General features: G+C 26.2%; 15 protein-coding genes. 5 read left to right on the top strand and 10 right to left on the bottom strand.

The window, feature by feature from the left end:
• Nucleotides 1–144 precede the first annotated feature (144 nt).
• Together ACYUE0_RS04805 and pdaA are read left to right on the top strand one after the other, a co-directional pair.
• The gene (locus ACYUE0_RS04805; RefSeq protein ID WP_460269692.1) at nucleotides 145–1,632 is read left to right on the top strand and encodes a Na+/H+ antiporter NhaC family protein; all 1,488 of its coding nucleotides are present in this window, start codon (nucleotides 145–147) and stop codon (nucleotides 1,630–1,632) included.
• A 299-nt stretch (nucleotides 1,633–1,931) separates the two neighbouring features.
• Nucleotides 1,932–2,711 carry a delta-lactam-biosynthetic de-N-acetylase gene (gene pdaA / locus ACYUE0_RS04800; RefSeq protein WP_460269773.1) on the top strand — a complete coding sequence of 260 codons (780 nt, stop codon included), beginning with the start codon at nucleotides 1,932–1,934 and terminating at the stop codon, nucleotides 2,709–2,711.
• A gap of 49 nt (nucleotides 2,712–2,760) precedes the next feature.
• Here the strand turns inward: pdaA and ACYUE0_RS04795 are convergent, their stop codons facing one another.
• The 7 genes from ACYUE0_RS04795 to ACYUE0_RS04765 form a co-directional block, all read right to left on the bottom strand.
• The gene (locus ACYUE0_RS04795; RefSeq protein WP_010296135.1) at nucleotides 2,761–3,021 is read right to left on the bottom strand and encodes a DUF1292 domain-containing protein; all 261 of its coding nucleotides are present in this window, start codon (nucleotides 3,019–3,021) and stop codon (nucleotides 2,761–2,763) included.
• Between the two features lie 195 nt (nucleotides 3,022–3,216).
• Nucleotides 3,217–4,560 carry a CCA tRNA nucleotidyltransferase gene (locus ACYUE0_RS04790; RefSeq protein WP_460269691.1) on the bottom strand — a complete coding sequence of 448 codons (1,344 nt, stop codon included), beginning with the start codon at nucleotides 4,558–4,560 and terminating at the stop codon, nucleotides 3,217–3,219.
• A 51-nt stretch (nucleotides 4,561–4,611) separates the two neighbouring features.
• The gene (locus ACYUE0_RS04785; RefSeq protein ID WP_460269690.1) at nucleotides 4,612–5,493 is read right to left on the bottom strand and encodes a polysaccharide deacetylase family protein; all 882 of its coding nucleotides are present in this window, start codon (nucleotides 5,491–5,493) and stop codon (nucleotides 4,612–4,614) included.
• A 153-nt stretch (nucleotides 5,494–5,646) separates the two neighbouring features.
• On the bottom strand, nucleotides 5,647–6,102 hold the full coding sequence (locus tag ACYUE0_RS04780) for a DUF1499 domain-containing protein (RefSeq protein ID WP_061996037.1): 456 nt from the start codon (nucleotides 6,100–6,102) through the stop codon (nucleotides 5,647–5,649).
• Between the two features lie 125 nt (nucleotides 6,103–6,227).
• A complete protein-coding gene (locus tag ACYUE0_RS04775) occupies nucleotides 6,228–7,163 on the bottom strand; it encodes a dipeptidase (RefSeq protein ID WP_460269688.1) in 936 nt (311 codons plus the stop codon).
• A 210-nt stretch (nucleotides 7,164–7,373) separates the two neighbouring features.
• A complete protein-coding gene (locus ACYUE0_RS04770) occupies nucleotides 7,374–8,069 on the bottom strand; it encodes an ABC transporter ATP-binding protein (protein WP_460269687.1) in 696 nt (231 codons plus the stop codon).
• A gap of 14 nt (nucleotides 8,070–8,083) precedes the next feature.
• Entirely contained in the window at nucleotides 8,084–10,588 is a 2,505-nt protein-coding gene (locus ACYUE0_RS04765; protein WP_460269686.1) for an ABC transporter permease, read from the bottom strand.
• 249 nt (nucleotides 10,589–10,837) lie between these two features.
• On the opposite strand from ACYUE0_RS04765, the gene ACYUE0_RS04760 reads away from it, so the two are divergent.
• The 3 genes from ACYUE0_RS04760 to ACYUE0_RS04750 all read left to right on the top strand — a co-directional run bounded on the left by ACYUE0_RS04760 (nucleotide 10,838) and on the right by ACYUE0_RS04750 (nucleotide 12,475).
• Complete coding sequence (locus tag ACYUE0_RS04760) at nucleotides 10,838–11,329, top strand: YajQ family cyclic di-GMP-binding protein (RefSeq protein WP_061996041.1); 492 nt, start codon at nucleotides 10,838–10,840, stop codon at nucleotides 11,327–11,329.
• Nucleotides 11,330–11,895: 566 nt separating this feature from the next.
• A complete protein-coding gene (locus ACYUE0_RS04755; RefSeq protein ID WP_010296157.1) occupies nucleotides 11,896–12,138 on the top strand; it encodes an AbrB/MazE/SpoVT family DNA-binding domain-containing protein in 243 nt (80 codons plus the stop codon).
• Between the two features lie 190 nt (nucleotides 12,139–12,328).
• Nucleotides 12,329–12,475 carry a hypothetical protein gene (locus ACYUE0_RS04750; protein WP_155844767.1) on the top strand — a complete coding sequence of 49 codons (147 nt, stop codon included), beginning with the start codon at nucleotides 12,329–12,331 and terminating at the stop codon, nucleotides 12,473–12,475.
• Between the two features lie 48 nt (nucleotides 12,476–12,523).
• On the opposite strand, the gene thiE is transcribed toward ACYUE0_RS04750, so the two are convergent.
• Genes thiE through thiD form a run of 3 tightly spaced genes read right to left on the bottom strand, consistent with a single transcriptional unit; the run spans nucleotide 12,524 to nucleotide 14,748 of the window.
• Nucleotides 12,524–13,159: a thiamine phosphate synthase gene (thiE, locus tag ACYUE0_RS04745; protein ID WP_460269685.1), complete on the bottom strand. Its 636-nt coding sequence runs from the start codon at nucleotides 13,157–13,159 to the stop codon at nucleotides 12,524–12,526.
• Nucleotides 13,152–13,952, bottom strand: a complete 801-nt coding sequence (gene thiM / locus ACYUE0_RS04740; protein ID WP_460269684.1) for a hydroxyethylthiazole kinase — start codon at nucleotides 13,950–13,952, stop codon at nucleotides 13,152–13,154. Before thiM ends, thiE begins: the two co-directional genes overlap by 8 nt.
• 10 nt (nucleotides 13,953–13,962) lie before the next feature.
• On the bottom strand, nucleotides 13,963–14,748 hold the full coding sequence (gene thiD / locus ACYUE0_RS04735) for a bifunctional hydroxymethylpyrimidine kinase/phosphomethylpyrimidine kinase (RefSeq protein ID WP_460269683.1): 786 nt from the start codon (nucleotides 14,746–14,748) through the stop codon (nucleotides 13,963–13,965).
• Nucleotides 14,749–14,905: the final 157 nt, after the last annotated feature.

Below are 14,905 nucleotides of genomic sequence, written 5' to 3'. Positions count from 1 at the left end.
CTTGTTTTAGCATTAAATGACTAGTTTATAAATATTAATATATATTTAACATAAAATATATGAAATATTTTAACTCTACTTTTAATTCTAAAACAAATATACGCTTTAACCAAACTTTGACGTTATAAAAAGGGGGAGTTTATATTGACTTTTAAAAAAATTATAATTGGTTTTTTAAAATTATCTCCAGTATTTCTTTTAGCTGGTTTAATGATGCTGAAAATGAATGCCTTAATGGCAGCACCGCTTTCAACTCTTTATGCAGCTATAATTGCCACAATAACAGAAAAAATTAAATTTGATGAACTTGTTGATTGTGCTGTAGATAATGTAAAATCAATGCAACTTGTTTTCTTTATTTTAATGTTTGCCTACGCTATGGCATCTGCATTTATGTCTACTGGTGTTGGTGCATCAATAGTTAACTTAGCATTAGAACTTGGTCTTACTGCTAGAACTGTTGCTGTTACAGGATTTTTAGTTACTGCAATACTTTCAATTGCTACAGGTACTTCTTGGGGAACTTTTGCAGCCTGTGCTCCTATATTTTTATGGCTTTCTCACATTGTTGATGGCAATATACTTATAACAGTGGCAGCTATAGCCGGTGGTTCTTGTTTTGGTGATAATATTGGTCTTATATCTGATACTACTGTTGTTAGTTCAGGTATACAAAATGTTGAAGTTATTGATAGAATTAAACATCAAGGGGTTTGGTCTTTAAGTTGTTTAGTTGTAACAGCAATCTTATTTTATATAATTTCATTAAAATTACCTACAACTGTATCTTCAGGAAGTGCTGCTATAAATGCAATTCCTAATGAAGTTTGGGGTGTTTTAGAAGCACAAAAACCAGAAGCTGTAGATTTACTAAACCAAGTTAAATCTGGAGTTCCATATTATATGATAATACCATTAATCCTTGTTATAGCAGCAGCTGTTAAAGGTATACCAACGCTCGCTTGTTTATCTATAGGTATTATATCTTCTTTAGTTTTCGGATTATTTGCTGGAACTACAAATTTAACAGACTTCTTAGCTTTAGTAGAAGGTGGATTTGGTGAAGCTGGAAAATGGGTTATTGTAATGATGATGTGGGTTGGTGCTTTCGGTGGTATAATGGCTAGAATGAAAGCCTTTGAACCTCTATCAAAACTTATAGTTTTATTTTCAAGAAATGTACGCCAACTTATGTTCTGGAACGGTGTTCTTTCAATAGCTGGTAATGCACTTCTTGCAGATGAAATGGCACAAATAGTTACTATTGGACCTATTATTAAAGGATTAGTTGAAGAGAATGTTGAAGGTGATGAAGAAGCTATGTACAAGCTTCGTTTAAGAAACGCTACTTTTTCTGATGCATTAGGTGTTTTTGGATCTCAACTAATACCATGGCATGTATATTTAAGTTTTTATGCTGGCATAGCATCTGCTGTATATCCTCTTCGTCAATTTGCAGCAACTGATTTTATAAAATATAACATTATGGCCTTTGTTGCAGTAATCTCTATACTTTTACTTACTCTTACTGGCCTTGATAGATTTATACCATTATTTAAATTACCACGTGAACCTGAAGTTAAATTAAAAAAAAAATCATTGAATAATGATAATTCAATTTCAATAAATTAAAATTTAAATATAATATTTTTAAAAAGGTACTTGAAATTAAAAGTTCAAGTACCTTTTTATATAAAAAATAAACTATACTCTACTTTCTACTTGTAAAAGCTTAATATTTTCTCATTGTAATAAAATTCTTTAAATCTGTGTAAACTAATATTATATTGTGTAGAAAGGAGAGTACTTAAATGAAAAAAATAAGTAAATTACTGCCACTTACCCTTTCAGTTGCAGTTATTGGTTCTTGTGCTTTTTCATATTTTTCATACTGTAAACAATACTTACCTGAGAATAATGAAAAATATGAAATGGTAATGCAAACCATAAAAGCAGAAAAGGATAAAAATAATAAACCACTTGAGAAAAAAGAAAAAAAAGCTGAAAAGATGGATACTAGTGTAGACAACACCTGTATTGACTGGTGGTTTGTTCCCAATGGAAATCATGAAACTCCACGTCTGAATGATAAATTATCTTTCAAATTCGAAGATTATGATGCACATTGCCTTGGAGATACTTCTAAAAAAGTTTTATATTTAACCTTTGATGAAGGTTATGAAAATGGCTATACTGATAAAATTCTTGATACTTTAAAAGAAAATGATGTAAAAGCAATCTTTTTTGTTACCTTACCTTATATCAGAGATAATCAAGATATCATAAAAAGAATGGTAGATGAAGGTCATATTGTTGGAAACCACTCTAACCACCACCCTTCTATGCCTGAAGTAGCCACTGATGAAAGTAAATTCAATAAAGAGTTCACTGATGTAGAAGAGTTATTTACTGAAATTACAGGAACTGAAATGCCTAAATTTTTCAGACCACCAATGGGTAAATATTCACAACGTAGTTTAGCTATGACTAAAAATTTAGGTTATAAAACTGTATTTTGGAGTTTTGCTTATCATGATTGGGATATTAATAATCAACCTGAACCTGAAAAAGCAAAGAAAAAAATTTTAGATGGTTTACATAATGGTTCTATAATGCTTATACATGCTGTTTCTAAAACAAATAATGAAATTTTAGGAGATGTTATAAAAGAAGCAAAACAACAAGGTTATACTTTTGAACTTTTAGAATAGAAAAAAGATGCCTAAAAATGTTTATTCATTTTCCTAGGCATCTTTTTTATTATTCGTTCATTTCTTCATCAAATAATCTATCATATTCAGCTACTACAGCTTCAAATTCTTTTTCATCTTCAACTTCAGTAAGCTCGTATTTCTCACCTTCCATATTTACAATTTTATATATGTAAGCATCATCTGAGTTGTCTAGTGGCGCTAATAATAAATATGTATTGCCATTTAATTCTATTCTATCTACCTCTTCTAATTCCACAACTTCCTTTGTCTCTGGGTCTATGAATTTCATTCTCTTTTTTAATTCCATTTTTATTTCTCCTTTATGTATATATAATTTGAATATAAGACAATTTCAATGAAATAATAGATTAAATCACTTATAGATTCTATAACCTTCTATTACTTTTTCATGCCTAACTTTCTTTTTAAATCATAGTAACAATTATATACTATTAGTATTTATTTAACAACGAGTTTATTACAATTATGTTAAATCCTCTATCTACTTATTATTATTTGTATAAACTAATATTTCATTAATTAATATGTTTTTTTCATTCAATGAAGGATCCTTTAAAACCTTTTCTAAAAGATTATTTAAAATATTTCCTATTTCTTTTCCTGGCTTTATACCACATTGTATAATATCGTCTCCTGTTATCTGTAAATCCTTAACTTTAAGCGGTTCATTTGATGTTATAATTTTATTACACATACTTTTCATATTTAAGATGTCATCATATCCTCTATAATCTTTATGTGATGCTAACCTATCTGCTATCATTAGTGAAAAAATTAAATTCAGATTTTCTTGTCCAACTTCATTTATATATTTCTTAATCTTATATTTATTATTCCCTTTTATAACTCTCATGTGATTTTTCACTAAAATTACTACTGTTTCTTTAATTTTATTATCAAATTTTAACCTTTCTAATATACTTTTACAAATCTTTGCTCCCTCAGCCTCATGAAAATAAAAATGTCCACCTTTTTCATCTAAAGTAAATGTATTAGGCTTACCTATATCATGAAGTAATGCTGCTAATCTCAAAGAAATATTATTTTCTACATTATCTAACACTTCCATAGTATGATAATAAATGTCTTTATCATGATATTTGCTTTGTTGATTAAACCCTACAAGATTTATTATCTCTGGTATAATATATTCCATTAGTTTTAAGTTAACTAATTCATTTATCCCTTTAGATGGTATAGCACTTATTAAAATTTTCTTTAATTCTTCTATAATTCTTTCTATACTTATATTTTTTATTAATGAGCTTCTACTCAATATAGCATCCTTAGTTTTCTCTTCTATTTTAAAATTTAGCTGGGTGCTAAATCTAATTGCCCTTAACATTCTAAGCCCATCTTCATCAAAACGATCATTTGCATTACCAATAGCTCTTATTATACCTTTATTTAAATCTTCTCTACCATGAAAAAAATCTACTAATCCAACATAATTATTATAAGCCATTGCATTTATCGTGAAATCTCTTCTTTTTAAATCTTCTTTCAAATTTTCTGTAAAGAATACCTTACTAGGTCTTCTATTATCTAAATAATCCCCTTCAATTCTATAAGTTGTAATTTCATAATTAATATTATTTAAAACTAAAGTAATTGTTCCATGCTGAATACCAGTTTCTATAACTTTTAATTTTAAACTCTGAAAAATTTCTTTCACTTTATTAGGTTTAGCACTAGTGGTTATATCATAATCATTAGGTTTTTTCCCTAAAATATCATCCCTAACACAACCGCCTACAACAAAAGCCTCATATCCTTTTTTATATAAAGTGTCTATTATAAATTCTACATCTTTAGGTAAAAACAAAAAAATCCCCCCTATTAATCAATAACTATATATTTTATTACTGATTATTTACTAATATTTTGCTCTTAAAAATTGTATTACATATTCATCACAATTTAAAGCCCTAAATTCATACCCTTCATTTTTAAGGGTTTCTATTATGTAGGATAATGCATATACTGTTGTTTTTTTCGTAGGTGCATCATGCATTAATATTATTGGAGAATCAAATTTTCTTGCTCCTTCTAAAGTTCTTTTAATTATGTAATCTACATCCATTGTAGTTCCATTAGCATCACCAGAATCAACATTCCAATCAAAATATGTTATATTTTTATCTATTAAACATTTACTAAGGTCTATCATTATATCATTATGATATCTATTACTAACCGTATTATTGCTTCCTCCTGGAAACCTAGCTATTTCTATATCGTAATCACATTTATCTTTAATAAAACATTGCATTTTATCAAAATCCTGAGAAAAATTTTCAACAGAGTTATAAATATATTTATAATCATGACTATAAGTATGATTACCTATAGTATGACCTCTTTTTATTATATCATTATATGTGTTTATAGATGGTTCATCCTCGTGACCAATAACAAAAAATGTAGCTTTAGCATCATATTTATCTAATATATCTAATATTTTAGATGTATTATCACTTGGACCATCATCAAAAGTTAGATATACAATTTTTTCATCCTTTTCATTGCATATATAATATGAAACAGCTCTGTCCTCATCCTTTGCTTTTATAGCTTGTATAATTTCTTTGCTATTTTTAGGTTTACATATCTCTTTATTATATTTATATAAATCATTATTAAAAACTTTAGTGGTTTTCAACCTTTTTTCATCTAAATTTTTATAATTTATTATTCCAAATAAAGTTACTAAAAATGCTATAGCAATAATTAAAATATTATAATCTTTTCTTCTCATATAATCCCTTCTTTTCAATTTTTATTTTGTATATTAAATATTCTTTTTTAGTTTACCTAATTTATATTAATTTATTCTTTTCATATATGCTTAATAATATAAAAAGTTACCTAAGAATAAATTTACTTTTATTCTTAAATAACTTTCTATGGACTATACTAAATGAAAATAATAATCCCTTATCTTTAAGTATCTGTTTTTATTTGTTCCAAAATCATAATATGGTACTCTAGCACAAGATCTATAATGAATACATTGTAATTTTTCATCAAAATAGAACTCTATATCATCATGATATCTTAATAGTGGTGTTGTTGATACTGCATAAATATAATCATATTCAACCCTTAATACCAATATCCCTCCTATACAGTTTAATACCTTTACTATTTTTTCTTTTGACTCTTCTAAGTCTCCTTTAAAGGGCAAAGTTTCAACCCTTTTATTATGGTAAATCGTTTCTGTTGATACTGCACTTGGCCTATTAGGTATCTCATGTAATCTACCCTTAACTACACCTAAATTTTTAGGTTTTACTATATTTCGACTTATTATTGTTGACACTGATGCTACACCTAATCCTAATAAAATTAAATTTCTTTTTTTCAATTAATATCACACCTTTAATAAAAAATATATATATCTATTAATGTGCTCATTTATTTAAAAATTATAAAAAAATAACTGAATATAGCCAAAAATATATTTTTGGCTATATTCAGTTAATTATAATATTATTTTAAAGTTTCTTTTAAAACATTTTTTACATTTTCAAAAAATATTTTTTCAATATCACTTTCTTTTAATCCTTCTTTTTTAAGAGCATATGCTAAATTATTCATTTCACCTGTATTTCTTATTTCAACTTCATTTTCTATACCATCAAAATCCGAACCAAGTGCTACTATACCTATTCCTCCTATATTTACTATATGTTTTATATGATTTACCATTTGAGATATTTTAGCTTCTTCACTTTCTCCTAAAAAAACACTGCAAAAATTTATTCCCATAACTCCACCTTTTAAAGCAAGTTTTCTTATCATATCATCAGTTAAATTTCTTGGATGATTAGTAATAGACCTTGCATTAGAATGTGATGCTATAAATGGCTTTTTACATATATCTACTAAATCATAAAATCCTTTATCAGATAAATGAGAACAATCTGGTATAATACCAAAGTGTTCCATAGCCTCAACAACTTCTTTTCCTTTATCTGTTAATCCATTATCTTTATATACAAATTCAAAATTAGGATATCCTAAGGAATTTTTATAATTCCATGTAAGAGTTATAAGTCTTATTCCTAACTTATAAACCTCTTCTACCATATCGATATTCCCTTTTAGAACTTCACCCTCTTCTATAGTCAAGAAAGCCCCTACCTTATTTTCTAAATTACAATTTTCTAATTCCTTAAGATTAGTAACTATCTCAATTTTATCTTTATTTTTACTTACTTCATATATAAAATTATCATACTGATTTTTGAATTCTAAAAATGGATCTTTTTTATTATTTAATTCTACAAAAAAGGCAAAAAATTGGGCTAGTCCGCCACCTTTTATTAATTTTTCTATACTTACTTTACATTCACTTTCTCTTAAATCTAAACCTTCATATAACATTCTACTTGCTGTATCACAATGTAAATCAATAAATGCCATATAATCCATCCCCTTCTTTTAAAATAATTTTAATTATAAGGTTTCACCTTACCTGCGTTTTTAAATTTGGATAATCTAAAGAGTGATACAGGCTTCTAAACAAATGAATTTAGTGTTTAACTTTATAAAAATATTTTCAAGTTATTAAATAACTCTAAATTTGAGCTTGTATCCATATAATTTTACCACTTATTCCTAAAAGCTGTATAGCTAAAGATTAAATATCTTTTCACAACTTAATATTTTCCCATCCTTTAAATTAACTAAATTAGTACCATAATTAGCTGATTCCCTAGAATGTGTTACATTTACAATTGTTACATTTTTCTCTTTATTTATTTTTTTAAAAAGTTTCATAATTTCATTACCAGTTTTAGAGTCCAAATTTCCTATTGGTTCATCTGCAAGTATTAACTCAGGATTGTTTATAAGAGCTCTTGCTATAGCTATCCTTTGCTGTTGGCCACCTGAAAGTTCTCTTGGCAGTGCTTTTCTTTTACTTGGCATTTCTATTATATTTAATATGTCTTTTAATTGTTTTTCATACTTTTTAGGCTTACCACCATCTAATAGTATGGGAAGTAATATGTTATCTTCTACTGATAAGTTTTGAACTAAATTATAAAATTGAAATACAAATCCCAATTCTCTTCTTCTTATTTTACTTATACTCTTATCTTTAAGTTTTGAAATTTCTCTATTATTTATGTATATTTCACCAGATGTTGGAGCATCAAGTCCTCCTAACAAGTATAACAATGTGCTTTTACCACAGCCTGATGGACCCATAACAGACAAAAATTCACCTTTTGCAACTTTCAAATTTATATTGTCTAATATTTTTATATCCTCACTACCAACTTTAAAACTTTTATGTAAATTCTTAATTTCTATTATTGTTTCCATTTTATGTACACCTTCTATTCATATTTTATTTCTTCAACTATTGATAATTTGGATGATTTTATTATAGGCACTATTGATGCCAACATTGTTAATATTGCACCTAATGCTCCAAGTAAAACTACTAGCTTAATAGAAATTTCTACTTTTAAATACGCATCAAGTGAATAAGTTATATCTTCTATAAAGTTAGATATAAAAATTCCTTCCAAAGCTCCTAAGGTTCCACCAATTATTCCAATGGTTGCCCCTTCAATAAGTAAAAGATAACCTCGTTGAACTCTACTCATACCTACTGATGATAAGACAGCAAGTTCTTTTTTCCTATACATAAAACTAACCATAAGGTTATTCATAATACCAAGACTGCCTATTAATAGTGCCATAAGTGAAAAACTTTCTAATGAATTCATAAGCCCTTCATTTTCCTGTAAATCCACTTTTAGTTCTTCTTCTTTACTACTTATAGTTAAATTGTAACTTTCCAAATCTTCCTTCAACTTATTACTTGTAACATCATAAGTATTATTATTTTTTATTAGTACATTATTTTCATAACCTATGCTAATATATTCTTTTAATAATTCTTTATCAACTAAAGCTACTCCTAAATTATTTATATAATCTCCTTTTACAAAACCTATTACATTATAAATTATTTCTTTATCCTCTATTTTTAATTGAATTTTATCTCCAATTTCTATATTTTTCTTCTTAGCTAGAATGTTATTTATTATTATGTTGTTTCCTGACTGTAAATTTTTCAAAATTTCATCTTGTAATCCACCTTTATCATCATAAATCTCTACATTAGAATAAAAATCCAAAAATTTATCTTCCTCAATCCCTTCTAGCCTTTTTATATCAAAATCTTTATCTTTAACCTCTACACCATTTAAGATAATCTCTTCCATATAATTATTTACATAATCTAAATTATAAATATCATCCTTTGCATATTTTAATTTACTTCCCTGTATCTTAAAATTATAATTCATATCTTCATACTGAGTTATAATTAAGCCACTGACGCTGTTAGATGCAACATATATTGCAATAACAGCAGATAACGTACTCATAAGTAATACAACATTATTTATAAGCGCTTTAGAACTTGATATATTGTCTAAAGCTATAGCACCTAAATTACCTAAAAATACTCTATATAATTCTTTAAACAAATAAGAAAATATCTTCATAAAATATGGACATATTAATGCTGCACCTATAAAAATTAAAAATGGACATGAAATCGATATTAAAAATACTCCTGTAAATTTATATTTGTATAAATATATTGTAGGTATAATTAAAAATATTAATGCCAGTACTAAGTTTTCTAATTTTAACCTTTTATTTTCACTAAAAGTACCAAGTATAATTTCTTTAACTGATATTTTAGATGAATTCATTATAGGTATAATTGAACTTATAAAAGAAATACTTATAGCTAATAAAAAACTATATATATAATTTATATTATTTATTTTAACTATAGTTTCTACCCCATAGCTTTTTAAAACATTAGTGGAATCACATAAATAATTCAAAATTGGTATTCCTAGTATTAGACCTATACCGCCTCCTAATATGCCATAAATAAGACTTTCAATTATTAAAATTATATTAGTTGAACATTTAGTAGCTCCTATACTTCTAAATGTTCCTATCACTGCCATTCTTTCAATTATTATCACCTTATATGCAGAATATATTATAAATCCTGCCATTATTAATACAATTATTAACATAAGGTAAAATGGCAATGTAAATTGCTTTACACGATTTTGTAGATCTTCTTTATTAATTGTTTCTTTAATATCATAATTAGGTAAATTATTTTTATATTGACTTTTATATTCTTCAATTTTTTCCTTATTATCAACGTTAACAAGTACAGATGTTATTAATTTTTCTCTAGATAATAACTTCGAAAGTCCCTTATTATCTATAATTACATTCATTTCACCTGCACTCTCTAAAAAAGGACCTTTATTTATAGCAATGTTTTTCACCTTTGCAGTTATGTCTTTCCCTTCAACTTTTAAATTTATATTATCTCCAACACTTAAATTTAACTTTTTACTAATATTATTAGAAATAATAACCTCATTATCTTTTAAGCTTAAACCTTCATCACTACTACCAATCAATTTTATAGAACTTATTTTATTTAAATCTTCAATTTCACATCCTTTAATATTTAATTTTAAAATATTATTATCACTTTTATAAATCCCTTCACCATCAAAAATATAGGCTGCTTTATTATTTGTTATTTCATTTTCAATTTCTGTTCTATCTAAGAATGTACTTTTATTTTTATCATTGCTATAAATAATTAAATCTGCATCCCCAACTTTTGCTTTCATTTTTTCAAGTATCATTTCATTGTACGAATTAGATACTCCCATAGATGCAAAAGTCATAGCTGTGGCCACTGCAATAGAAAATACAATTAAAACAAACCTTAATTTCTTTTCAAATATATTTTTCATCATAAATTTGAATAAAATATGCATTATTTTTCTCCTTATTGTTATATTTTTCATTAATTTTATCATATTAAAGTATTAAAAATCAAAATTGTGTATATTTTTTTAATTTTTCTTTAAAATAATTATTGTTTCTTAAAAATTTTTATAAAATTTCTTAAATAATTTCATTTACTATTATTTAAAAAGCTACTAAATTATTGTTTTATATTTCCCTTAGTGTATAATTATATAGAATGTGTTAAATTTAGACTTTAAATTTAGGAGGTTTTTAAAATGGCAAGTAATTATTCATTTGACGTTGTGTCAGAAGTTAATATGCAAGAGGTAGATAATGCTATAAATCAAGCATTAAAAGAAATATCTCAAAGATATGATTTTAAAGGAAGTAAAACAGCTATAGAACTTGGAAAAGATGAAATTAAAATAGTTTCTGATGATGAATATAAGTTAAATGCTGTAATAGATATCTTAAAAGGCAAATTTATAAAAAGAGGTGTTTCACCAAAGGCTTTAGAACTTGGTAAAATAGAAAATGGTTCTTTAGGTGCTGCTAAGGCTAACGCTAAAATAATTAATGGAATTTCAAAAGAAAAAGCTAAAGAATTAGTATCTGAAATTAAATCTAGTAAAATCAAAGTTCAAACTCAAATACTAGATAATCAATTAAGGGTAACTGGAAAAGACAAAGATGATCTTCAACAAACTATACAACTATTGAAATCAAAAGATTTTGATATAGACCTTCAATTTACAAATTATAGATAATAATATTTTAAAAAACTTAATTTTACATAAAATTAAGTTTTTTATTTTTTAATATAAATTTTAAAACTTATCTTTTACTTACATATTGGGAACCTTTATAGGGAAACAAGCTCAAATTTAATTATATGCTAAAATTCAACTTAAATTTTACAATACATCTAGATAAACCTCTTATAAAACTTATAAACAAATTAAGATTTTATCTATTTTCATATCAATATTTTATGTTATTTTTTATTTTTTGACAAAATGTCATTAAACTGTAACTTTGTTTATATATATTTTTTGTAAGAAGTTGAGTGCCATTTAATAATTTCTTACATATAATATTATTCTAAGAGATTATTAAAATAACTATATAAATTTGAAAATTTTTTTAATTTAAATATACATTATGTATATTTTTAGATTAATTGGATAATTTAATAATATGTTTTAAGTTATAAAATTTTTCTATATTTTTCATATAAATACTAACACTTAATCATGTTAGTTTTGATAATATGTACTATAAACATTTTTTATAAGGTGTTTATAAATTTATAAAAGCAATTAGGAGGATAAAAATGAAGTCAACAGGTATAGTTAGAAGAGTAGATGAATTAGGTAGAATAGTAATACCTATAGAACTAAGAAGAACTTTAGATATCGAGATTAAAGATGCATTAGAAATTTATGTAGATGGTGATCAAATTATTCTAAAGAAATATGAACCAGCATGTATTTTCTGTGGAAACGCTAGAGACGTTACAAATTATAAAGGAAAAAATATATGTGAAGACTGTCTTAAAGATCTTGGCTCAAAATAAATATAATATTTAATATATACTAATAACATTTAAATTATCTTTTAGAATATTTTTTCTTTATTGTTATGAAAAGTAACCCTTTATATATTTTTTTCATAATATACAATATAGCTAACAATTTAAATCTTAGCTTAAGTATTAACAGCAAAAATATGTTAATTATTTCAAATTAACAATCGGGGGTTATAAAATGGATGAACTTTGTTTATTAGTATTATTATTATTATTCTGGCCAATTATAGGTCCTTGTGGCATAATCATACTACTTCTTTTATGCGGGGACTTTGATGATGATTGTTGTGGTTGCAATAACTGTTGGGATTGCGACTGGTGTTAATAGAAAGTATATTGGGAAAGGGTTTTTAAATCCTTTCCCTTTAATTTTTTACTTTAAATATTTATTGCATTCATTTAAAAGAATATTAGCTGCTTTTTTAACATCTTCATTGGCCAATATAGATGATACAACTGCTATCCCATCAATTCCTACATTTAATACTTCCGAAGAGTTTTCGAAATTTATGCCCCCTATAGCTACTATTGGAATTGATACATTATCAACTATTTCTTTTAAATTATTCAAATTTACATTAATAGCATCTTTCTTTACATTTGTAGTATACATAGCACCTATTCCTAAATAATCAGCACCATCCTTAACAGCCTTTATAGCTTCCTCCTTGTTTGATGCAGACACTCCAAGTATCATATCATCCCCTATTATCCTTCTTACCGCCTTAGCATCCATATCATTTTGTCCTATATGCACACCTTGTGCATTTATTGCTAAAGCTATATCCACTCTATCATTTACTATAAGTGGTATTGAATATTTATCTGTAACAGATTTCACCTCTAATGCATATTTTAAAAAATCTTTTCCACTACAATTTTTTTCTCTAATTTGAACTAAAGTCACTCCACCTAAAATAGCATCTTCAACTGCTTGTTTTAAATCCCTACCTTTTAAAACATCTCTATCTGTAACTAAATATAATTTATAATCTATATTTTTATTCAAAAATAACATCCCCTAACTTTAAATCATTTTTATTTAATAAATATATATTATCTATAATTTTTACTTTTAAAGTACCAGTGCCTTCATCATTTCTTAAATTTTTTACTGCTTTTTCACCACATATTCCCATAGATAATGTTCCTAAGAATCCAGCAGTAAAACTATCTTTTGTAACCCCTAAGTAGGCTCCAATTAAAGATGCCGTCATACATCCAGTACCTGTTACTTTGCTCATAAGTTTATGTCCATTTTTTATAGTATATATATTATCTTTATAACAAACTAAATCTTCTTTTCCTGTAATTACAATTGTACATCCTAATTTTTTTGAAAGTTTACATCCAATATATTTTCCATCTTTCATATCTTCATTGGAATCTACACCTTTTACTTTTGCACTATCACCTATTAATGTTTTAATTTCTCCCATATTTCCCTTTATAACAGAAAACTTAACCATTTCTATAAGCTTTTCAACAAATTTTACTCTTTCTTTTGTAGCACCTACACCTACTGGATCTAAAACTATTGGTACCTTTAATTTATTTGCTATTTGTCCAGCTTTAATAGCTATATTCATCATAGAATTATCCATAGTCCCTATGTTTAAAACTAATGCTGAGGAAAACTTCAAAATATCTTCTAGTTCCTCCTCGTTAAAACTCATAAGTGGTGATCCACCTATTGCTAATGTTATATTAGCGCAATCATTTATTGTGACCATATTAGTTATATGATACACTAGTGGGTTTTTTTCTCTTAATTCTTCTAAATAGTTATATATTGAATTCATAATATCTCCTCTATTTATAAAATTTATAAAAATGATTTACTGGACCACTTCCATGCCCAACATCAAAACTTTTCTTTATCGCTTCTGTTATGTACTCTTTTGCATACTTTACTGCCTCTTCAACATCATAACCATTAGCTAAATTACTTGCTATTGCAGAAGAAAGAGTACATCCTGTTCCATGTGTATTTTTACTATCTATTCTTTCTTTTTCTAAAATTATTGTAGAGTCTTTACTCATAAGTAAATCAGTAGCTTTTCCTTTTAGATGACCACCTTTTACAAGTACATATTCTGGTCCCATATCTAATATTTTTAAAGCAGCCTGCTCCATTTCCTTTAAATTATCTATTTTCATATCGCATATAACTTCTGCTTCTCTTAAATTAGGCGTTACTATTTTTGCAATTGGAAAAAGTTCTTCTATAAGTGCTCTTTTAGATTCCATTTTTAAAAGATCATAACCAGTTGTAGAAACCATAACCGGATCAACTACTATATTCTTTGCATTATAAAATCTTAACTTTTCTCCTATTTTTCTTATAATTTTTTCATTAGAAACCATTCCTATCTTAGTAGCAGATACTTCTATATCATCAAATATAGCTTCAATCTGAGATTCTACAATATCTGCTGGTATATCATGTATAGCTTTTACTCCTAATGTGTTTTGGGCTGTAACTGCTGTTATAACACTCATACCAAAAGTTCTGTTAGCAGAAAAAGCCTTTAAGTCCGCTTGTATTCCTGCACCTCCACCACTATCTGATCCTGCTATTGTAAGTACTTTTTTCATTTTCAACACTGCTACTCAAAATATGGACAAAAATACCCATATTGAGATTTTTCCTGTTTCAATGTACTCCATTTTGCCGAAGCTACTTTGGTTTATATAGCACTCCACAGGCTTAAATTCCCATTTAGCCAACGGTACATATATAAGTATCTATTTA

The organism is Clostridium sp. CTA-19, assembly GCF_054767855.1.
This window is presented reverse-complemented; position numbering and strand designations above follow the sequence as displayed.

Bases quoted from the DNA above. Each gene is read 5' to 3' on its own strand.
- pdaA (WP_460269773.1), top strand. From the start codon at position 1,932: ATGGTAATGCAAACCATAAAAGCAGAAAAGGATAAAAATAATAAACCA.
- ACYUE0_RS04795 (WP_010296135.1), bottom strand. From the start codon at position 3,021: ATGGAATTAAAAAAGAGAATGAAATTCATAGACCCAGAGACAAAGGAA.
- ACYUE0_RS04785 (WP_460269690.1), bottom strand. From the start codon at position 5,493: ATGAGAAGAAAAGATTATAATATTTTAATTATTGCTATAGCATTTTTA.
- ACYUE0_RS04775 (WP_460269688.1), bottom strand. From the start codon at position 7,163: ATGGCATTTATTGATTTACATTGTGATACAGCAAGTAGAATGTTATAT.
- ACYUE0_RS04770 (WP_460269687.1), bottom strand. From the start codon at position 8,069: ATGGAAACAATAATAGAAATTAAGAATTTACATAAAAGTTTTAAAGTT.
- ACYUE0_RS04765 (WP_460269686.1), bottom strand. From the start codon at position 10,588: ATGCATATTTTATTCAAATTTATGATGAAAAATATATTTGAAAAGAAA.
- ACYUE0_RS04760 (WP_061996041.1), top strand. From the start codon at position 10,838: ATGGCAAGTAATTATTCATTTGACGTTGTGTCAGAAGTTAATATGCAA.
- ACYUE0_RS04755 (WP_010296157.1), top strand. From the start codon at position 11,896: ATGAAGTCAACAGGTATAGTTAGAAGAGTAGATGAATTAGGTAGAATA.
- ACYUE0_RS04750 (WP_155844767.1), top strand. From the start codon at position 12,329: ATGGATGAACTTTGTTTATTAGTATTATTATTATTATTCTGGCCAATT.
- thiM (WP_460269684.1), bottom strand. From the start codon at position 13,952: ATGAATTCAATATATAACTATTTAGAAGAATTAAGAGAAAAAAACCCA.
- thiD (WP_460269683.1), bottom strand. From the start codon at position 14,748: ATGAAAAAAGTACTTACAATAGCAGGATCAGATAGTGGTGGAGGTGCA.